Origin of the sequence: Micromonospora sp. NPDC005254 (assembly GCF_042872525.1) — a bacterium.
Lineage (GTDB): Bacteria > Actinomycetota > Actinomycetes > Mycobacteriales > Micromonosporaceae > Micromonospora.
In genome coordinates, this window is record NZ_JBIAKM010000004.1 from 227359 (window position 1) to 245537 (window position 18179).

The following is an 18179-nucleotide window of genomic DNA, read 5'->3' on the forward strand; positions in this document are numbered from 1 at the left end:
CCCGCGCGGGCCCCGGCGGCGAGGAGGTCCCCGCCGCCGGGACCCGGCTCCCTCACGGCGGTCCAGCGGCGGCTGGGTCGTGACTGGCGACTGGCCGCACTGTTCCTCGCGCCCATGGCCGTACTGGTCGGCGGGCTCGTCCTCGTGCCGATCGCCAGGTCGATCGTCACCAGCACCACGGAACGGCACGGGCAGGACACCGTGTTCGTCGGCCTGGACAACTACCTCCACCTCGTCGGCGACGACCAGTTCCACACGGGCGTGGTGAACTCGTTCGTCTTCACCGCGTACGCCGAGATCTTCAAGGTGGTGCTCGGGCTGGCCGCGGCCCTGCTGCTGCACCACCGGCGCCGCGGCCGCGCGGTGCTGGCGGGGTTGCTGCTGGTGCCGTGGGTGGTGCCGACGGTGGTGACGGCGTTCAGTTGGCGCGCGCTGCTCGACCCCATCTTCGGCAGCGTCAACACCCTGCTCACCGCCACCGGGATCGGGCCGCTGCTGGCCAGCGCGCACCTGGTGGACAGCTGGCCGGCGGGCTGGCTGTCCGACCCGTCGCTGGCCATGCCGTCGGTGATCCTCGTCAACGTCTGGAAGGGGGTGCCGTTCTTCACCGTGTGTTTCCTGGCCGGGTTGAAGGCCATCCCGGCGGACCTCTACGAGGCGGCGACCATCGACGGGGCCTCGTCGCTGCAGCGGTTCGTCAACGTGACGCTGCCCGGACTCCGTCACGTGATCACCGTGACGGTGACCCTGTCGTCGATCTGGACGTTCAACAACTTCGACCTGGTCTGGTTGCTGACCCAGGGCGGCCCGGGTGACGTGACCGCGCCGTACGTGCTCGTCGCGTACTCGAAGGCGATCTTGCAGTTGCAGTACGGCGCGGGCGCGGCGGTCACGCTCGTCATGCTGCCGGTCATCGGCGGGCTGGTGTTCGTCCTGGTCCGGCTGTTGCGCCAGGACTCGGGAGCGAAGCTGCCCCGACCACGCCGCGCAGCGCGGTGGGTCGGTACGCGGTGGACCCCGACGGCACGCAAGGCCCTGCCGTGGGTCGTCGCGGCGGTGGTCACCGGCCTGCTGGCCTGGGCATCGCCACAGATCTTCTGGAAGGCGGCGGTGGTCCTCGGGGTGATCCTGCTGATCGCCGCGGCGGTCGGCCGGGTGGTCTCGACCCTCCAGTCGCGCGGCGGGCGCCGGGCGTCGTCGGTGGTGTCGGGACTGGGATCCGGTGTCGCGCTGGCCGGGCTGCTCTTCTTTGTGCTGGGCCCGCTGTACTGGATCGCCGTCACGGCCTTCAAGTCCGAGGGCCAGGTCGTGATGCGGACCGACGACCTGTGGCCGACGCCGTGGACCACGGAGCAGTTCAGCGGACTCTTCGCCAACCAGCCCTTCGGTCGCTGGTACCTCAACACCCTGCTGGTGTCCGCGGCGTCCACGGCGGTGGCGCTGGTCTGCGCCGCCCTGGCGGGCTACGCGCTGGCCCGGCTGCGGTTCCGCGGCGCGCAGGGCTTCACCGTCACGGTCCTGCTCACCTACGTGATGCCGGGCGCGCTGCTGTTCATCCCGCTGTACCAGATGCTCATCGGCGCGCGGCTCACCGACTCGTTGTGGTCGCTGGTGGTGACGTACCCGACCTTCACACTGCCGTTCGCCACCTGGCTGCTGGTGGGCTACTTCTCGTCGATCCCCGTCGAGCTGGAGGAGGCCGCGCTGGTCGACGGTTGCAGCCGCGTCCAGGCGTTCGGCCGGGTGGTGCTGCCCCTGGCCAAGCCGGGGCTGCTGGCGGTCGCGCTCTTCACCCTGACCAACGCCTGGAACGAGTTCCTCTTCGCCTTCGTGTTCATCACGAAGGACGAGTACAAGACGCTGCCGGTGGGGATGCAGTCGATGATCGCCGGTGACGTCGTACCGCAGGGACAACTCGCCGCGGCGTCGCTGCTCGTCAGCATCCCCGTGGTGATCATGTACGCCCTCGGGCAGCGCTTCCTCACCGAAGGGCTCACCGCCGGCGCGGTCAAGGGCTGACCGGGTACGTCGAGTCGCGAGCCCAAGCGCGGACGTGCATCAGGTGTAGGCGAGCAGGAAGTCCACGGTGCCCGTACCGCCCAGCTGGCCGGGTGGGGTCTGGAGAGCGGTCGGTAGCACCACGCTGTCGCGCAGAATCCGGACGCCGGAACGGATGTGACCGCTATTCGGCGCCGGCGATGGTGGCGCCACTGACGGTGTCCACGTACCACCTCTGGTACCGCTCCAGCGACCATCCGCGTTGCCGGACGAGCCAGTCGAAGTTACGGACGTCCTGAGCCAGCCAGAGGATGTCGGCCACCTGATCGACGTCCAGGTCGGGGCGGAGGCCCCCCGTGCCGACGAGTTCGGCGGCGAACATGGCCATGCCCCGGCGGCGCTCGTCGATGTTCTTGCGCCAGATCTCGGCGGCGTCCGGATCGGCCGTGGCTGCTCCGGCCAGCGCGAGCATCACCTGGACCTGTCGGGCGTTGACCTCGGCCAGATGGCGGGCATAGCGGACGAGTTTGGCGCGAGGGTCGGCGAGCGCGCGGATCTCGGCCACGAAGGGCCGGTCCGGCAGGGCCACCGGTTCGTCGTCGCCGGCCAGGGTGACGTCGACCAACTGGGAGAGCAGGTGCCGCTTGCTGCCGAACACCGCGTACAGGGTCTGGACCGCGACGCCGGCTTCCGCGGCGACCGCGGTCAGCGGGGTGGCCGCATACCCGGGGTCGACGAACAGGCGGCCGGCCGCTTCGAGGATTGCTCGCCGGGTCTGTCGGGCCTGCTCCTGTCGGCGGGAAGAGTCGTAGATTCGCTTGACAACCACCGGTCGAGTGTAGTGCTCTATTGGATAGAGGCTCACTCTATCGAGAGGCGGCGGCCGATGCCGTTCGGTGTGTTGCAGGAGATGCCCGGCGTCAGTGAGGCGGAATACCGGCAGGTGGAGCGGCACCTCGGGCCGGACCGGCCACCGGGGCTCCTCGCCCATGTCTCCGGACCGACCGAGGACGGCTGGCGGATCATCAACATCTGGCAGGACGAAGCGGCGTTCCGCCAGTTCCAGTCGGAGCGACTGGTCCGCGCCGCGGGCTTGGCGGCGCAGGAGGACGGCTTCGACCCGACGAAGGCAGCCAACTTCCGGTCGGTGAGCGTCGACGGCGCCGAGATGCCGTTCTGATGGCCGACACCGCCGCCCTACGCTCCCGCAATGCCGCCTTCTGGGCGGGAGCGGCGGCCGGCTGGATCCGCCACGCCGAGCGGCAGGACGAGACCGGCCGACCGCTGGGCGCGGCGGCAATGGATCGACTGGCCGCACGGCCCGCCGAACGGATTCTTGACGTGGGCTGCGGCTGCGGCGGCACCACGGCCGAGCTCGCCAGGGCGGTCGGCGAGACCGGCGCGGCGGTCGGCGTCGACATCGCCGAGGCGATGGTGACCGCAGCCCGCCAGCGGTTCCCGGACATTCGGTTCCACGTGGCCGACATCGAGACTCTCGATGTCGTGCCGGGGGCGCCGTTCGACGCGGCGTTCTCGCGCATGACCCTGATGTTGCTGGCGGATCCGGTCGCCGGCTGCGCCACGATCCGACGATCCCTGCGCCCGGGCGGACGCCTCGCCGCGACCGTCTTCCGCGACGGCGGCGTCAACCCGTGGCTGTCCGCCGCGATGCTCGGCGCAGCACCGCACCTCGGGCCGCTACCACCGCTACCGGTAGGTGACGAGCCCGGTCCGTTCTCCTTCGCCGACCCGGCGAGGCTCGTCCGAGTCCTCACCAGGGCCGGCTGGACCGCCGTCACGATCACGCCGTACGACGTCGAACTGGACGCCCCGGACGACGCCGACGCGGTTGCCGAATGGCTCATCGAGGTCGGCCCCGCCGGTGCCGCGTACCGGGCTGCCCCGCTGGCTGGGCAGGCTCCGGCCCGAGCAGGAGCTGCCCGGCTGCTCGGCCGGTTTCGCGAGCCCGGCGTCGGCTATCGACTGCCCACCGGCCTCTGGCTCGTCACCGCGACCACCGGGGCTGACCACCAACAACCAGGTCAGGACAAGAATTGATGATGAGAAGCAATCGCTTGATCGCGCCAGCCCTCTGTCTTGTGTTCGCCCTGACGGCATGCACCGACGCCGACGCGCCCGAGCCCTCCACGCCCGCAGCGCCGGGCACCCCGGCAGCACCCGATGCCGCGCCCAGCGCGGCCGGATCCGCTCCGGCCCGCGGCTCGAATCCGGTGTCGGCGAAGGAGGTGTGTGCCTACCTGGACGGCCAGTTGCCGACGCTGAAGGGGATCGGGTCCGAGACGGGCGCGATGGCCAACCTGACCGTGAACCTCTATTCCTGGTACGAGAAACAGGGCCCCGTGCCGAACGGCCGTCAGATCGACGACCAGACCCGTCAGGAATGCCCGGCGATCCGGACCGAGGTGCTGGAGCTCGCCGGGATGGAGAGCTTCGAACGGCTGTAGCCACTACTTACTGCCCGAGCTGCTTCTCGAACCAGTGGTGGGCGTAGCGCTCGGTGTTGTACGGCTCGATCTCCCGGTAACCGGCCGCGTGGTACATGGCGATCGCCTCGGTGAGGTTGCGGTTGGTGTCCAGCCGGACCGCGCTCACGCCTCGGTCGGCGGCGTACCGTTCCAGCTCGCTCAGCAGCCGTCGCCCGATGCCCAGCCCGCGGACGCTGTCCGCCACCCAGACACGCTTGATCTCGGCGGGTGCGTCGCGGTGGAGTTTGACGGCGCCGCAGCCGACGGGCTCGGTGTTGAGGGTGGCCAGCAGGAGCACGCCGGCGGGCGGGGCGATTTCCTCGTCGTGGATCGGCTTGCTCAGTGCCGGGTCGAACCCGTCGTCGAACCGCCGCCCGATGTCCCGGGCGTAGGCCCGCAGGCACGCCCGGGCCCGCCTGTCGCTCGGTGGGCACGGTGCGATGACCACCATCGACCCGATGAGCAGGCGTTCGACCTCGGCCATGGCGGCGACGAGTCGTTCGCGGCGTCGCTCGGTGAGCGGTTGGAGGATCGAGGCGGCGAGTTCGTCGGACCGCTCGTCGAGTTCGGCCCATTCCGTACGGCCGGCGTCGGTGAGCTGGGCGACGCGTACCCGGCCGTCGCCGCCGGCCTGGCCGGCCGGGCCCACGGTGACCAGCCCGTCGTTCTCCAGGGTGCGCAGGAGTCGGCTGAGGTATCCGGAGTCCAGGCCGAGCCGTGCGCGTAACGCCGCGACCTCGGCGCCGACGGGGCCGATCTCCCAGAGCAGGCGGGCCTGCCCGAGGGGTCGGCCCTGCGCCATGTACTCGTCGTCGAGCGCACCCACCCGCTGGGTGACAGTCCGGTTGAACCGCCGCACTGCGGCGATGAGCGCGGAGTCCATCTGCCTGACTTTAGTCAGCAGATCTGCGCCGGCGATAGGTGAAGGGGGCGGCGTGGTCCAGAACCGCCACCACGAGCACCACGCCGGTGGCGACCGCGCTGATCGCCAGCAGCGGCAGCCGCAGGGCGGCCGCCGCGCCGGCCAGCACGAGCAGCGCGCCAACCCGAGGCCAGGACAACCGCCGGTGGATGGCCAGCGAGAACAGGATCCGGCCGACGAGGAACAGCGTGGGTCCGCCCAGGATGACCGCGACAGCCCTCATGTCGCCGACCTCGGAGGGATGAGCGATGCTCAGCTCGGCCCCGACGGCCGTGACCACTATGCCGGCGATCATCACGAGGTGCAGGTATCCGGTGACGACACCGAGCCGGGACGGGTCGGCGCGCTCGATGGCCGAGCCCAGCTGCCGGCCGGCGGGGGTCACGTAGAGCAGACCGATCAGCACAGCCGTGGCGAAGACCAGCAGGAAGGCGGCGGTCTCGGCGAGGTCGAGGCGGGTGCCGGCGTACGAGAGCCCGGCGGCCAGGACGAGTTCGCCGAGCGCGATGATCATGATTTGCTGGTAGCGCTCGGCGAAGTGCGCGCCAGCGAGGCGCAACTCCTGCTGACGGGCGCGACCCAGCCTCGGCGTGGGCCAGCCGAGCCGTGGGCCGGTCACGTCGATCGCGAGGGCGAGCACCCAGAGCGGCACCCGCCATTGCGGCAGGAACGCGCCCGCCAGCCACGGCACGGCGGTGACCGTGTACCAGCAGAGGATCCGCAGCGCCCGGCGCTGCCGTGGATGACCGCGCAGCATCGAGGCGGTGACCACGCCCCGGACGAGATGGACCGCGACGTACGCGCCGGCGAAGAGCACCCCCCGCTCCTCGAGCGCCTGCGGGATCGCCACCCCGGCCAGCAGGCTGCCCAGCGTGGCGACGACTAGCACCACGCGGATGGCCGGGGTCTCCGGGTCGTACCAGTCGGCGCTCCAGGTGGTGGTCACCCAGATCCACCAGACGCCGGCCAGCAGCAGAGCGGTGTGCAGCGCGCCGGCCAGCGTGAGGTCGTGCAGCAGGTGCGCGGCCGACTGGCTGAGGGCGAGCACGAACGCCAGGTCGAAGAAGAGCTCCAGGAACGAGGCGCTCAGCGGCGCGTCGCTTGTCCGCAACAGCCGCTCGGGCCTGCTCGCCATCGGCGCTCCTCCCGGTGGCAGGCGCTGTTTCCGTCGTACCACCCGAGGCCCGCCACCGGAGGCGAAAGCGCGTCAGCGGCGGACGCCGACCCCGGCGTAGCCGTGTGAGTCCCCGACCTCTGGCTCGCCGTCCGGCCGCCACCGGGTGGTCTCGACCAGGCCGGGCTCCACCAGGTCGTACCCGTCGAAGAAGCGCAGCGCCTCGGCGTGGGTGCGGGGCACCAGCGGGGCGCTGCTGGTGCGGTACACGGCCTGCCCGCGCTCGGCCACCTCCGACGGGACGCCGTCCAGCGTCAGGTGCGACAGCACCAGGTGGCTGCCGGGCACGGTGGCGTCGCGCAGCCGGGCGACGGCAGCCCACGGGTCGTCGTCGTCCGGCACGAAGTGCAGCACCGCGAGCAGCAGCACGGCCACCGGGCGGTCCAGGTCGAGCGTGGCCCGCACCTCCGGGTGGGCCAGCAGGTCGTCCGGCCGCCGCAGGTCGCCCTGCACGACGGCCGCGCCGGGCACGTCCGTCAACAACCGCCGGGCGTACGCGACGGCCACCTCGTCGTAGTCGACGTAGACCACCCGGGCGTCCGGCGCCACGGCCCGTACCACCTCGTGCACGGCCCCCTGGGCGGGCAACCCCGCCCCGATGTCCAGGAACTGGTGGACGCCCTGCCCGACGGCGTACCGGACGGCTCTGCGCAGGAAGTGCCGGTTGGTCTGGGCCGCGAGCCCGGTGCCCGGGAAGATCTCCAACACCCGCTCGGCTGCGGCGCGGTCGGCGGCGAAGTTGTTGCTGCCACCCAGGAAGTAGTCGTACATCCGGGCGACGTTGGGTCGGGCGGTGACGTCGGTCGTGTCGGGGGTCGGCTGGTCGGTCACGAGGGGTCCCTTCGCCGCGGTCAGATCTCGATGTCTAGCAGCCGGGGCGACGACCCGCTGACCCCTCGTGTCGTTGATCCGGCTGCACCCCTGGTCAACCCCGACCACGGTGGGGGCACCGAATCACCGAGGGGGACGCGATGACCGGTCAGCGGGAAACCGTGCGCGTCGACCACGACCTGTTCCGCGCCGTGTACGACTCGCCCGCGTCGCTGCCCGGCCGGCACCGGTGGACCACACCGGAGTCGGACGTCCGCCGTCTGGAGAAGCTGCTGGGAATGCCGGCACGCAGCATCGGCGCCCCGCTGTGGGTCAGCGGCGACGAACCGGACTGCCCGAAGTGCGGCCGGCGGATCACCTGGTACGACATCGTCTCGTCGGCGCTCACCGGCCTGCACGACAAGAACATGATCGCCACGGTCATCCTCGGCGAACACAGGTACGTCAACACCGAGGTGCCGGAGGCCATCCCCGGGGTGCGCTGCGCCGACTGCCACACCGCCATCGACGGCCTGCGCAGCTTCAAGTGCCACAACTGGGCGTACGCCTTCGAGGCGCTGGAGGCCGTCCGCGAGCGCATGGCCGGCGGGCCCGCGCCGACCTGAGCGCCTGCGGCGGACCTCCGCCGACCTGAGCGCCTGCCGGCGGGCCTCCGTGCGGCCGGCTCGACCTTCGACTCCTGCGCTGCCCCCTGCCGCGTTCCCAGGGTGTCTTCCAGGTGAACGAGGTATGAACGTCTGGTGAGGTGATTCATGGCCGACAACGGCAGCACGGACGTTCCAGAGATCAGCGCCGAGTGGTACCGCGACATCGTCGACGCGGCCGCCGGCACCCCGCACCCGGTGCAGTGGTTCGTCGGGCACGCCACCGAGGGGGTGATCCTGCTGCTCGGCGCGCTGCTGGTGGCGGCCGCGCTGCGCCGCCTGGTCGGCGGCCCGCACGACCGGGCACTCGCCCTGGTCGCGCCGCTGCCGACCCTCCTCGCGTACGCGAGCAGCGAATGGCTCAAGACCGTGGTGGACGAGGACCGACCGTGCCGGACGGTGGGCCGGGCGATCGTCGCCGGCACCTGCCCACCACCGGGTGACTGGTCGTTCCCCAGCAACCACGCCACCCTGGCCGGCGCGCTGGCGATCACCACACTGCTGCTCTCCCGACGGCTCGGACTGGTCGCGCTGCCGCTGGCCGTGCTGGCCGCGTTCTCCCGGGTCTTCGTGGGCGTGCACTACCCGCACGACGTGGCCGCCGGCCTGCTGCTCGGCGCCCTGGTCGCCATGGTGGCGACCCCGCTTCTGGCCCGCCTGACCGCCGAGGCGCTGCGCCGCCGCGCCGATGCCCGCCGCCCGGTACCCGACCTGGCCAGCCGACCCCGCCCCTGACCCGGCCGCCCGACGGTCGGTGGGGTGGGCGTCAGGAGGTCAGGAGGAGGGCACCCACCGTGCCGAGCAGCAGGAACGGGCCGAACGGCAGGTGCGTGCTCCACCGGGCCCGTCGGGCGACCAGCAGTCCCAGACTCACCAGCGCGGACAGCCCGAACGCGAGCAGCAGCCCGAGGAGCAGGACGGGCAGGCCGTACCAGCCGAGCAGTGCCCCCACGCTGAGCGCCAGCTTCGCGTCGCCCAACCCGAAGCCGCGGCGGCCGAGCAGCAGCGTGCTGGTGGCGAAGAACAGCGCCAGCCCCGCGCCTGCGGCGACCGCCCGCAGCCAGGGGCCCGCGTCGGCGTCGGCGAGCGCGGCCGCGCCGAGCAGCAGCCAGGTCCCGGCCGCCGCGGGCAGGGTGAGCCGGTCGGGCAGTCGGTGCGCGGCCAGGTCGACGAGGACCGCCGGCACGGTCCAGGCGAGCCACCATGCCAGCGCCGGCATCGCCCCGCCCGACGGGCCGACCAGCGCCAGCAGCGCCACGGCGGCGAGCGCGGCCACCTCGACCGTGCCGGGCGGCGGCCCGACCCGGGCCCGGCACCGGCCGCACTGGCCGGCCGGGCCGAGCGCCGGCCAGGGCCGGGTCAGGCCGACCGCCGCGCCGCAGGCGTCGCAGCCGGTCCGGCTGGAGGTGCCCGAGGGTACGGCGTAGCGCACGACTGCCAACCGCAGCAGCGGACTGACCGTCAGGATCGCCAGCCCGATCGCGAGCCGAAGACGGCCAGCACCCGGGGCAGGCCCCGCCGCCGCCCGATCGGTCGGGTTTCGCCGACCGGGTGCCGCCGCAGGGGGGCCGGTCAGCGCCACGTGGACCACGCCGAACGCCGGCCACCCCCGGTAAAGGTGAACACGGATCGTGACTGAACGTTCGCTCGGGTGTAGCGGATGGCGCGGAAACCGACGTCCACCACCGGCGGCACGATGATCTCCCCGTCCGAGGGCGGGCCGGTCGGCACCGCAGACGGGGTGGCCGGTCCGTCGCCCCGGGACGCAGTCCGGATGCCGGGATGGCGGCGCGATGTCCCACTCTCGGGACCGACGCAGGGGTTGCGGCGGATCGGCCCCGGCCGGCGAGGCCGGACCGTCGGCGACCCCTCGACCGGCCATCGTCCGGAGTGCAGCACGAACACCCGCCACCACCACCCATCATCACGCAGAGTGTTCACTTGAATTGCCTCTGTTGCATCGGCGAGCGTCAGCCTATGCTCGCCCCTTGGGTGTGACGCAAGCCTCACCTCTACAACCGGACGACACGGGACCTTGCATTTGTAAAAGATCCGTAACGGTGAATGCAGAAGCGCAATGAGAGCTCCGGAAGGCACTGATCCGGGCGCGCTTCCGCATGCCCGGCGGCGGCGTTTCATGGCCACGTCGGGCGACCACGAGGAGGGCTCAGCGGTGCGCGGACGGCAGCTCAGGCGAGCGGCAATCTGCCTGCTGGCGGTCGTGGCGGCGGTGCCGGTCACCGCCTGCGGCAGCGGGCAGGAGGCGGTCGATCGGCCGGCGACGGCGCGGGACGACGGAGCGCGGGCCGATTCGGGCGCGGAACGGGAAGCTGCCGAAAAGGCGGCGCTCGCGGCGTACTCCGGTTATCTCGCAGCATCGCGGACGGCGAGTCGGCGCAATGATCCACACGCGCCGGAACTGTCCCGGTTTCTCGCTGATCCGCTGCTGACCCGGGTGCAATTGTCCATTCGCGACGCAAAGGAGCACGGCGCGATGCGTACCGGGACGCTGGCGTCCGATCCCAGCGTGACCGCCGTCAGCCTGGACTCTGACCCGGCCACCGTGGAGATCCAGGACTGCCTGGACGCGAGCGGCTACCGGCTGGTCTACACCAAGGACCAGCGCGTGGTCCCGGGCAGCGGTGGCGGCAAACATCTGGCCACCGCCACCGCCACCCGCTATCCCGACGGTCGCTGGCTGATCAGCTCCGGCTCGGCGCACCCGGACCAGCCGTGCTGACCCGGGGGCGGAGAACCCGCACCGGCGCGGCCCGGCGGATGCTCGCGGGGGCCGGTCTGGCGTTGCTACTGGTGGTCGGCGCGACCCTGCCGGCCGCCGCCGCCCGACGCGCCGACCCGGGGGCCGGATGTCCGCCCGGCCAACCGGACTGCAACGTCTGGGACGACGAGCCCGGTACGCCGGGCGGCCCCGGCGGCGGGGGCGACAACGGCGGCGGCGACTCCGGCGGCGGCGGGGGCGGCGGTGTCTGTCAGTGGGGCGGGCGGACGATCCCCTGCTACGACGACCTGCTGGGCTGGTTCAACAACGGTGACGGGTGCTACTACAAGCTCGCCTCGCCGCAGAAGCCGGCACCCGAGGGTCAGCAGTGGTACGTGCAGACCTGCAACGGGGGCGATCTCGGCGCACAGGACACGGTGCTGCGGGACGGGCCGCCGCCCGGCTTCGGCGCTCCGCCGGACCCGGAGGAGCTGGCCCGCCGGGCCCTGGCGTCGATCAAGCTGCTGCCGGCGCGGCTCAAGGTGGCGCCCCGCAAGGACATCGGCCCGGGCCTGGTCGGCCTGCCCGTGTGGATGTGGGCCACCCCGAGCGCCAGCTACTTCGGGCCGCTGCGCGCCTCCGCGTCCGACCGTGGGCTGACCGTCTCGATCGAGGCGAAGGTCGACCGGATCGTCTGGAACATGGGCAACGGCGACACGGTCACCTGCACCAAGGCCGGCACCCCGTACGACCCGAAGGGCAAGCGCGCCGGCCGCACCTCCCCGGACTGCGGCTACGACCGCGGCTACCCGAAGGCCGGCACCTACCGGGTGGGCGCCACCACGTACTGGACGGTGCGCTGGTGGACCGGCAACGGCGACGAGGGTGACCCGATCCCGCAGACCCGGACCAGCGGCACCGTGCCGGTCCAGATCAAGGAACTCCAGGTGGTGACCAGGTGAGTGAGCCGATTCTGCGAGCCCCACAGTCGGGAATGGAGATCGAACGGTGAGTGTGGCTACGCGTAACGCGACCGGGCCGGTGGACGCGCCGGTCAGCCCGCCCAAGGTGGTCCGGCAGCGCCGCGTCCGCCCAGGGCTGCTGGGTCTCGCCGTACTCCTGATCGCCCTCGGTGGGCTGGGGGCGGCGTTCGCGGTCACCTCGGTCCGGGCCACCGGAAGCTACCTCGCGGTGGCCCGGCCGGTGGAGGTGGGTCGGGAGGTCAGCGCCGCCGATCTGATCACCGTGCAGGTCGCCGGCGGTCAGGGGTTGCACCCGGTGCCCGCGGGCCGGCTGGACGAGGTGGTCGGCAAGCGGGCCGCCGTGGCGCTGGTGCCGGGCACCCTGCTCACCCTCGGGCAGGTCACCGACGACCCGCTGCTCGGCCCGGGTCAGCAGCAGATCGCGCTCGGCCTGAAGACCGCCCAGGTGCCGGCCCGAGCGCTGCACCCCGGAGACAAGGTGCTGCTGGTCAGCACCCCGGACGAGAACGCCACCGGGGCGGCGGCCGGGGCGGGCACCCGGTTCGCGGCCACCGTCATCGACATGGTCAGCCCGACGGACGACGAGAAGGTGCTGTACCTGGCGCTGCTCATCCGGGACGTACCCGCCGTGGTGGCGTTGGCCGCCCAGGAGCGGATCGCGGTCGTGCTGACCGAGGCGGCCTGAGCATGGCGATCATCGCGTTGGTGTCCGCGAAGGGTTCGCCCGGCGTGACCACCTCGGCGTTGGCCTGTGCCCTGACCTGGCACCGCCGGCTGGTCCTGGCCGAGTGCGACCCGGCCGGCGGATCGATCCTCGCCGGCTACCTCGGTGGTCAGCTGGACGGGCCGCGCGGCATCGGCGAGCTGGCCGTCGGGGAGCTGCGCGACGGCAACCTGGAGACCGGGTTCTGGTCGCAGCTGGTCGACCTGGACGCGCCGCGCCGGGAACGGCTGCTGCTGCCCGGGTTGGTCGACCCGGCGCAGGCCGGCAGCGTCACCCCGCTCTGGCAGCGCTTCGCCGACTACTTCAACGCCCTGGACCGGGGTACTCCCGGCTACGACGTGCTCGTCGACTGCGGCCGGCTGCACGTCACCGGCCCACCGTGGCCACTGCTGCGGGCCGCCTCGGTGGTGCTGCTGGTGACCCGGGCCCACCTGCCCGACCTGTCCGGCACCCGGGCGGTGGTCACCGCGATCGAGCGGGACTTCGCCGAACACCGGGTGCCGCCGGGCACCCTGCGGCTGCTGCTGGTCGGCGACGGGCACGGGCGCGCGGAGATCAGCCGTGGACTGAAACTGCCGGTGATCGCCCGGCTGCCGCACGACCCGCGTACCGCAGGGGTGCTCGCCCTCGGTGGGACCGTACGGTCCGGACGGCCGCTGCTGCGCGCGGCCGCCGCGCTGGAGGTGCCGGTCGGGGCGCTGCTGGAACGCCGGCGGGCACGGCTGGCCTGGCCGGTGCAGCAGGGGGTGCCGGATGCGGTTTGAGCCCGTCTCCACCGACCCACGTCAGCAGCCGCCGGCCGCGACGTCCACCGCGCCGCCGCTGGCCCCGCCGAACGGCCGGCACCACCAGTCGGCAGCGATACCGCAGCCGATGCCCACGGCCACGCCGCCGCCGGAGGTGGCACCCCGACCCCGGATGGATTTCCAGGTGGTCCGGGAGCTGCGCCGGGAACTCACCGAACGGCTCACCCTGTGGCAGCGCGGCCGGGAGTTCACCGTCGACGAGGAGGACACCGAGCGGGCCCGGCTGGCCGTCACGGTGGTCGCCGAGTACGCGGACGCGGTCCGTCGCGCCGGCACACCGATGGCCGCCGGCGAGGAACGCCTGCTGCTCGACCAGGTGACCGCCGAGCTGGTCGGGCTGGGCCGGCTACAGACCCTGCTGGTCGACGACACCATCGAGGAGGTGCACATCCTCGGCTGCGACGTGGTGCGCATCACCCGGCACGGCGGTGGGGTGGACTGGGCCGAGCCGATCGCCGACAGCGACGCCGAGCTGGTGGAGATCCTCCAGGCGGCGGCGCGGCGGGCCGGCGCGACCGAACGGTCACTGTCCACCGTGAAGCCCACCCTGGACCTGCAACTGCCCGACGGCAGCCGACTGGCCGCGGTGTTCCTGGTCAGCCACCGGCCGTACGCGGTGATCCGCAAGCACAACACCCTGGACGTGAGCCTCGACGACGTGGCCGGCGCCCGGGGTGACCTGGACGAGATGATCGACCCGCTGCTGCGCGACTTCCTTCGCGCGGCGATGCGCGCCGGGTTGAACATCATGGTCGCCGGGCTGGCTGGCGCCGGGAAGACCACGATCATCCGGGCGCTCATGAACGAGATCCCACCCGACGAGCCGTACGTGCTGCTGGAGGAGAGTCGGGAGTTGTTGCCGGCCCGTCGCCGGGAGCGGCACCGGGCGGTGATGAGCTTCGAGGCGCGGGAGGGGCACGGCGAGCGCGGCTTCGACGGCCGGCCGGCGGGTGAGGTGACGATCGCCGACCTGATCCCGCTGTCGCTGCGGATGGGCGTGCTGCGGATCATCGTGGGCGAGGTCCGGTCCCGGGAGATCGTGCCGATGCTCCAGGCGATGACCACCAGCCGGGGCTCGATGTGCACCATTCACGCCCGTACGGCTGCCGGGGTGGGTGAACGGATCGTCGAGCTGGCGCTGGCGCACGGCCGGGAGATGACCGTCGACCAGGCTCGCCGGATGGCCGGCAACGCCCTCGATCTGATCGTCTACGTCACCGTCGAGGACGAGAGCGCGATCGGCGGCCGTAAGCACCGGTTCGTCTCACACGTGGAGGAGGTGATCGGGGCCGGTGAGGCCGGCCGGATCACCACCACCACCGTCTTCGGTCCCGGTCCGGACGGCCGCGCAGTCCCCCGGCACCTGCCGGAACGGGTCCGCGACCAGTTGCTGCGGGTGGGGTACGACGCCCGGCTGCTGACCCGCTGGATCGAGGCCGGTACGGGTGCCTGGCGGCGTCCCCGACAGACCCGACTGGCCCGGCGGTGACCTGATGGGGAACAGCCTGGAGTTGATCGCTGTGGTCTCCGGCGCCGCCTGTGTGGCCGGGCTGCTGCTGGCGGTCGTCGCCCTGGTGGGCAGCCGCCGGCCCGCCGGGCCCGGCCCGGGAGCTGGCCCTGGCCTGAGCCGCCTCTGGCGCGGCTCCGGCGCCACTCCGGCCGAGCGGCGGGCCTACCAGGCGCTGCTGCTCACCGCGGTGGTCGCCGGGGCGTTGGCGTTCCTGCTGACCGGGCTGCCGGTGGTGGGCCTGCTGGTGGCGGTGGCGGTGCCCGGCACGCCTTGGCTGTTCGCCGTCGGCAAGGCCGAGCAGCGGGCGATCGCCCGGATCGAGGCCGTCGGCGAGTGGACCCGCCGGCTCAAGGACGTCTCCGGTACGGGGCAGGGCCTCCAACAGGCGATCATCAGCACGATCGGCAGCGTGCCACCCGGCATCGAGGACGAGGTACGGCTGCTCGCCGCCCGGTTGCAGGCCGGCTGGCTGGCCCGTTCCGCGCTGCTGGCGTTCGCCGACGAGATCGGCGACCCGGTGTGCGACCAGGTCGTGGCGGCGCTGATCCTGCACCTCACCGACCGGGGTGAGCGGCTGGGCGACGTGCTGGGCTCGATCGCCGGCGCGGCGGCCGCGGAGGTGGCGACCCGCCGGGAGATCGAGGCCAAGCGCACCCAGCCCCGGTTCGCGGTCCGCTTCCTGACCGGGATGACGCTGGCGACGCTGGCGTACGGGCTGGTCAACACCGAATACATCAAGCCGTACGGCACACCGACGGGTCAGGTGGTGATGGCCGCTCTCGGTGCCGCATTCATCGGCCTGCTGGCCTGGGTGCGGTCGATGAGCCAGCCGCAGCGGCCGGCCCGGTTCCTGCCGGCCCCCGACCCGCAGGAGGTGATCGCGTGAGCGCGAGCGGCGAAGCGCGGCGCAGCCCCGGAAGGCGGTCGCGGTGATCCTCAACTGGCACCTGGCCGTCGCGGTCTGTGGCGGGGCGACGATCGGGTTGGGCTTGTTCCTGGTGATCCGGGAGCTGGTTCCGGCGACCCCCGCGCTCGGGCCGGCGCTGCGCCGCCTGCACCAGCCGCCGGGCACCGGGCGGGTGGCCGCTCCCGCCTCCCGCCGGCTGGACTGGCTGACCGGGCTGTCCCGCTGGTTGCGACCACCGCACCGGCAGCTCGCCCTGATCGGTCAGACCCCCGAGCAGTACGCCCTGTCGGTGCTGCTGTCCGCGCTCATCGGACTGGCCACGCCGACCCTGCTCGGGGTGGCGCTGTTCGTGCTCGGTGTCTCGCTGCCGCTTGTCGTACCGGTGCTGGGTGGCCTCGGCATGGCGCTGATCGCCGGCCTGCTGGCGCACCGCTCGGTGCTGGCCAAGGCGGACGCCGCCCGCGACGAGTTCCGCCAGACCGTCTGCACGTACCTGGATCTGGTGGCTCTGCAGCTCTCCGCCGCACACGGGCCGGTGCAGTCGCTGGAGCGGGCCGCCGCGGTCTGTGACGGCTGGGTGTTCGACCGGCTTCAGGAGTCGCTGCGGATCGCCCAGATGCAGATGCACGCGCCCTGGGACGAGCTGCGTGACCTCGCCGACAAGATCGGCATCCCGGAGCTGGGCGACGTCGGCGCGATCATGCGCTCCTCCGGCAGCGAGGGCGCGCAGGTGCACGAGACCCTGCGCAGCCGGGCCGACTCGCTGCGCGACCAGATCCGCACCGACAACCTGGCCCGCGCCGAGGGCGTGACCAGCCGACTCGACATCCCGGGCGCGCTTCTCGTCTTCGTGCTGCTCGGCTTCGTCGTCTATCCGTTCATCGCCCGTGTCTGATCCGACCCCGAGAAGGAGTACGCCATGTCCATCCTCACCTACCTGCACGTCGTGGTGACGACGCGCTTCGCCGAGCTGCGGCGGGACGGCGAGCGCGGCGACAGCCCGGTACCGACCGCCGTGATCATCTTCGGTCTGGTCTTCGTGGCGACCATCGTCACCGGCCTGGCCCTCGGCAAGGCCAACGACTGGATGAAGGCCATCCCGAACCACACGAACCCGAAGTAGCCGGCATGCGCCGAGCCGCGTCCGGAAGGTGGCGCCGGGCGGTTCTCGCCGCCCGGTGTCGCCTCGTGGCCGGCGACCGGGAGCGGGGTGCCAACCCGGTGGAGCTGGCCGTGGTGATGCCGCTGATCCTGGTGCTCCTGTTCGCCTCGCTCCAGGTCTCGGCGGTCTTCCTGGCCCGCTCCACGGCGTTGAACGCCGCCCAGAGCGGGGTCAACGCCCAGCGGCTCTACAACGCGTCCGACAGCGCCGGGAAGGCCAGCGCCACCCGGTTCCTGTCCGCCACCGGCGGCTGGTTGCTGGGCTGGGACAGGACCGGCCCGACCTGCGTGACCACCGCGGTCGAGGTGACCTGCACGGTGACCGGCCGATCCCTGTCGGTGGTGCCCGGTGTGGACTTCGCGGTAGAGCAGACCGCGCACGGGACGGTGGAGCGGGTGACCCCGCCGTGAACCGGCCCGCCGAGCGGGGCTCGGTCTCCATCGAGGTGGCGGTGCTCGCACCCGCGTTCATCGCGCTGATGGTGCTGGCCGGCGTGGCCGGACGCAGCGCGGTAGCGGCGGAGGCCATCGACGCCGCCGCCCACGACGCGGCCCGCGCCGCCTCGATCTCCCGCAGTGCGGCCGACGCCCGCAGGGAAGCCCGCGAGGCGGCTCAGCAGCAGCTGGACTGGCGAGGGCTGAATTGCAGCGGCACTCCGACCGTGACGTTCAGCGGCTCGGTCGGAGGCGCCACCACCAGCTTCGACAGGGCCTACCGCAGCGCGCTCGGCCAGGATGCGACAGTCACCGTCACGGTCGCCTGCCGGGTGTCCTTCCGGGATCTGCGCCTCTCGGCCGTGCCCGGCATGCCCAGCGAAAACCGCGTCGAGGCGAGCTTCACCTCACCACTTGACCGCTACCGGAGCCGGCGATGACCGTCCGTCCGCTCTCCGGCGACCACGGCCGCGTGAGCATCTTCCTGGCGGTGGCGATGATCGGCGTACTGGCCATCGTGGGTCTCTCGTTCGACGGCGCCGGTCAGCTGCGCACGCTGCAACGCGCGGACAACCTCGCCGCGGAGGCGGCCCGCGCGGGCGGGCAGGCCATCGACCGGGCCACCGCGATCGAGGGTGGGCCGACGCGGATCGACCAGCCGCAGGCCCGCGTCGCGGTCGCCAACTATCTCTCCGCCGCCGGCACCACCGGCCACACCGTGAGCTTCCCGCAGATCGCCGGGGAGACCGTCGTCCGGGTACGCGTCACGATCACCTACCGCCGCTCGATGCTCGGGCTGTTCGGCTTCGCCGACCGGGTCACCGTCACCGGCGAGGCGACCGCGCGGGCCATCACCGCAGGACCGTAGGAAGGAAGGCC

22 protein-coding genes are annotated in these 18179 nt (G+C 72.5%); 17 read left to right on the top strand and 5 right to left on the bottom strand.

Annotated features, from left to right (window positions below; all coding sequences use genetic code 11):
* The first annotated feature begins 114 nt into the window (after positions 1 to 114).
* Positions 115 to 2019 (top strand): ABC transporter permease subunit, encoded by a 1905-nt coding sequence (locus tag ACFYPR_RS14225; protein WP_387260298.1) that lies wholly within the window; start codon positions 115 to 117, stop codon positions 2017 to 2019.
* Between the two features lie 163 nt (positions 2020 to 2182).
* On the opposite strand, the gene ACFYPR_RS14230 is transcribed toward ACFYPR_RS14225, so the two are convergent.
* A complete protein-coding gene (locus ACFYPR_RS14230; protein ID WP_354853618.1) occupies positions 2183 to 2827 on the bottom strand; it encodes a TetR/AcrR family transcriptional regulator in 645 nt (214 codons plus the stop codon).
* A gap of 57 nt (positions 2828 to 2884) precedes the next feature.
* Here ACFYPR_RS14230 and ACFYPR_RS14235 point away from each other — a divergent pair, with 57 nt between their 5' ends.
* Genes ACFYPR_RS14235 through ACFYPR_RS14245 form a run of 3 tightly spaced genes read left to right on the top strand, consistent with a single transcriptional unit; the run spans position 2885 to position 4463 of the window.
* The gene (locus ACFYPR_RS14235) at positions 2885 to 3178 is read left to right on the top strand and encodes a hypothetical protein (RefSeq protein ID WP_354853615.1); all 294 of its coding nucleotides are present in this window, start codon (positions 2885 to 2887) and stop codon (positions 3176 to 3178) included.
* Positions 3178 to 4056, top strand: a complete 879-nt coding sequence (locus ACFYPR_RS14240; RefSeq protein WP_387260300.1) for a class I SAM-dependent methyltransferase — start codon at positions 3178 to 3180, stop codon at positions 4054 to 4056. The genes ACFYPR_RS14235 and ACFYPR_RS14240 overlap by 1 nt, the downstream gene beginning before the upstream one ends.
* Positions 4056 to 4463 carry a hypothetical protein gene (locus ACFYPR_RS14245; RefSeq protein WP_355064690.1) on the top strand — a complete coding sequence of 136 codons (408 nt, stop codon included), beginning with the start codon at positions 4056 to 4058 and terminating at the stop codon, positions 4461 to 4463. The genes ACFYPR_RS14240 and ACFYPR_RS14245 overlap by 1 nt, the downstream gene beginning before the upstream one ends.
* 7 nt (positions 4464 to 4470) lie before the next feature.
* Here ACFYPR_RS14245 and ACFYPR_RS14250 read toward each other — a convergent pair whose 3' ends face one another.
* The 3 genes from ACFYPR_RS14250 to ACFYPR_RS14260 all read right to left on the bottom strand — a co-directional run bounded on the left by ACFYPR_RS14250 (position 4471) and on the right by ACFYPR_RS14260 (position 7411).
* Positions 4471 to 5367, bottom strand: coding sequence for a GNAT family N-acetyltransferase (locus ACFYPR_RS14250; protein ID WP_387260303.1), 897 nt, complete (start codon positions 5365 to 5367; stop codon positions 4471 to 4473).
* A gap of 10 nt (positions 5368 to 5377) precedes the next feature.
* Positions 5378 to 6541 carry a low temperature requirement protein A gene (locus tag ACFYPR_RS14255; RefSeq protein WP_354853603.1) on the bottom strand — a complete coding sequence of 388 codons (1164 nt, stop codon included), beginning with the start codon at positions 6539 to 6541 and terminating at the stop codon, positions 5378 to 5380.
* Positions 6542 to 6613: 72 nt separating this feature from the next.
* Complete coding sequence (locus tag ACFYPR_RS14260) at positions 6614 to 7411, bottom strand: SAM-dependent methyltransferase (protein ID WP_387260305.1); 798 nt, start codon at positions 7409 to 7411, stop codon at positions 6614 to 6616.
* Positions 7412 to 7551: 140 nt separating this feature from the next.
* On the opposite strand from ACFYPR_RS14260, the gene ACFYPR_RS14265 reads away from it, so the two are divergent.
* Positions 7552 to 8016, top strand: a complete 465-nt coding sequence (locus tag ACFYPR_RS14265) for a hypothetical protein (RefSeq protein WP_354853598.1) — start codon at positions 7552 to 7554, stop codon at positions 8014 to 8016.
* A 147-nt stretch (positions 8017 to 8163) separates the two neighbouring features.
* Positions 8164 to 8790 carry a phosphatase PAP2 family protein gene (locus ACFYPR_RS14270; protein WP_355064682.1) on the top strand — a complete coding sequence of 209 codons (627 nt, stop codon included), beginning with the start codon at positions 8164 to 8166 and terminating at the stop codon, positions 8788 to 8790.
* A 31-nt stretch (positions 8791 to 8821) separates the two neighbouring features.
* Here ACFYPR_RS14270 and ACFYPR_RS14275 read toward each other — a convergent pair whose 3' ends face one another.
* On the bottom strand, positions 8822 to 9535 hold the full coding sequence (locus ACFYPR_RS14275; protein ID WP_387260636.1) for a prepilin peptidase: 714 nt from the start codon (positions 9533 to 9535) through the stop codon (positions 8822 to 8824).
* 723 nt (positions 9536 to 10258) lie between these two features.
* Here ACFYPR_RS14275 and ACFYPR_RS14280 point away from each other — a divergent pair.
* The 11 genes from ACFYPR_RS14280 to ACFYPR_RS14330 are packed head-to-tail and all read left to right on the top strand — an operon-like array spanning position 10259 to position 18168.
* The gene (locus tag ACFYPR_RS14280) at positions 10259 to 10795 is read left to right on the top strand and encodes a hypothetical protein (protein ID WP_387260638.1); all 537 of its coding nucleotides are present in this window, start codon (positions 10259 to 10261) and stop codon (positions 10793 to 10795) included.
* 38 nt (positions 10796 to 10833) lie between these two features.
* On the top strand, positions 10834 to 11736 hold the full coding sequence (locus ACFYPR_RS14285) for a hypothetical protein (RefSeq protein WP_363937120.1): 903 nt from the start codon (positions 10834 to 10836) through the stop codon (positions 11734 to 11736).
* Positions 11737 to 11782: 46 nt separating this feature from the next.
* Entirely contained in the window at positions 11783 to 12442 is a 660-nt protein-coding gene (locus tag ACFYPR_RS14290) for an SAF domain-containing protein (protein WP_355134129.1), read from the top strand.
* 2 nt (positions 12443 to 12444) lie between these two features.
* Positions 12445 to 13245, top strand: coding sequence for a ParA family protein (locus tag ACFYPR_RS14295; protein ID WP_354853589.1), 801 nt, complete (start codon positions 12445 to 12447; stop codon positions 13243 to 13245).
* Positions 13235 to 14776 (top strand): CpaF/VirB11 family protein, encoded by a 1542-nt coding sequence (locus ACFYPR_RS14300; protein WP_354853586.1) that lies wholly within the window; start codon positions 13235 to 13237, stop codon positions 14774 to 14776. The genes ACFYPR_RS14295 and ACFYPR_RS14300 overlap by 11 nt, the downstream gene beginning before the upstream one ends.
* 4 nt (positions 14777 to 14780) lie before the next feature.
* Complete coding sequence (locus tag ACFYPR_RS14305) at positions 14781 to 15683, top strand: type II secretion system F family protein (RefSeq protein ID WP_354853583.1); 903 nt, start codon at positions 14781 to 14783, stop codon at positions 15681 to 15683.
* Positions 15684 to 15729: 46 nt separating this feature from the next.
* Entirely contained in the window at positions 15730 to 16599 is an 870-nt protein-coding gene (locus tag ACFYPR_RS14310; protein ID WP_387260641.1) for a type II secretion system F family protein, read from the top strand.
* A gap of 24 nt (positions 16600 to 16623) precedes the next feature.
* Positions 16624 to 16827, top strand: a complete 204-nt coding sequence (locus ACFYPR_RS14315; protein ID WP_354853908.1) for a hypothetical protein — start codon at positions 16624 to 16626, stop codon at positions 16825 to 16827.
* A gap of 5 nt (positions 16828 to 16832) precedes the next feature.
* Positions 16833 to 17276 (top strand): TadE/TadG family type IV pilus assembly protein, encoded by a 444-nt coding sequence (locus ACFYPR_RS14320; RefSeq protein WP_355064678.1) that lies wholly within the window; start codon positions 16833 to 16835, stop codon positions 17274 to 17276.
* The gene (locus ACFYPR_RS14325) at positions 17273 to 17740 is read left to right on the top strand and encodes a TadE/TadG family type IV pilus assembly protein (protein ID WP_354853577.1); all 468 of its coding nucleotides are present in this window, start codon (positions 17273 to 17275) and stop codon (positions 17738 to 17740) included. Before ACFYPR_RS14320 ends, ACFYPR_RS14325 begins: the two co-directional genes overlap by 4 nt.
* Positions 17737 to 18168, top strand: coding sequence for a pilus assembly protein TadG-related protein (locus tag ACFYPR_RS14330; protein ID WP_354853574.1), 432 nt, complete (start codon positions 17737 to 17739; stop codon positions 18166 to 18168). Before ACFYPR_RS14325 ends, ACFYPR_RS14330 begins: the two co-directional genes overlap by 4 nt.
* The last annotated feature ends 11 nt before the right edge of the window (positions 18169 to 18179 follow it).

Coding starts and splice junctions, on each gene's coding strand:
- ACFYPR_RS14225 (WP_387260298.1), top strand. CDS start 115: ATGGCCGTACTGGTCGGCGGGCTCGTCCTCGTGCCGATCGCCAGGTCG.
- ACFYPR_RS14235 (WP_354853615.1), top strand. CDS start 2,885: ATGCCGTTCGGTGTGTTGCAGGAGATGCCCGGCGTCAGTGAGGCGGAA.
- ACFYPR_RS14240 (WP_387260300.1), top strand. CDS start 3,178: ATGGCCGACACCGCCGCCCTACGCTCCCGCAATGCCGCCTTCTGGGCG.
- ACFYPR_RS14245 (WP_355064690.1), top strand. CDS start 4,056: ATGATGAGAAGCAATCGCTTGATCGCGCCAGCCCTCTGTCTTGTGTTC.
- ACFYPR_RS14250 (WP_387260303.1), bottom strand. CDS start 5,367: ATGGACTCCGCGCTCATCGCCGCAGTGCGGCGGTTCAACCGGACTGTC.
- ACFYPR_RS14255 (WP_354853603.1), bottom strand. CDS start 6,541: ATGGCGAGCAGGCCCGAGCGGCTGTTGCGGACAAGCGACGCGCCGCTG.
- ACFYPR_RS14265 (WP_354853598.1), top strand. CDS start 7,552: ATGACCGGTCAGCGGGAAACCGTGCGCGTCGACCACGACCTGTTCCGC.
- ACFYPR_RS14270 (WP_355064682.1), top strand. CDS start 8,164: ATGGCCGACAACGGCAGCACGGACGTTCCAGAGATCAGCGCCGAGTGG.
- ACFYPR_RS14285 (WP_363937120.1), top strand. CDS start 10,834: ATGCTCGCGGGGGCCGGTCTGGCGTTGCTACTGGTGGTCGGCGCGACC.
- ACFYPR_RS14295 (WP_354853589.1), top strand. CDS start 12,445: ATGGCGATCATCGCGTTGGTGTCCGCGAAGGGTTCGCCCGGCGTGACC.
- ACFYPR_RS14300 (WP_354853586.1), top strand. CDS start 13,235: ATGCGGTTTGAGCCCGTCTCCACCGACCCACGTCAGCAGCCGCCGGCC.
- ACFYPR_RS14305 (WP_354853583.1), top strand. CDS start 14,781: ATGGGGAACAGCCTGGAGTTGATCGCTGTGGTCTCCGGCGCCGCCTGT.
- ACFYPR_RS14315 (WP_354853908.1), top strand. CDS start 16,624: ATGTCCATCCTCACCTACCTGCACGTCGTGGTGACGACGCGCTTCGCC.
- ACFYPR_RS14320 (WP_355064678.1), top strand. CDS start 16,833: ATGCGCCGAGCCGCGTCCGGAAGGTGGCGCCGGGCGGTTCTCGCCGCC.
- ACFYPR_RS14330 (WP_354853574.1), top strand. CDS start 17,737: ATGACCGTCCGTCCGCTCTCCGGCGACCACGGCCGCGTGAGCATCTTC.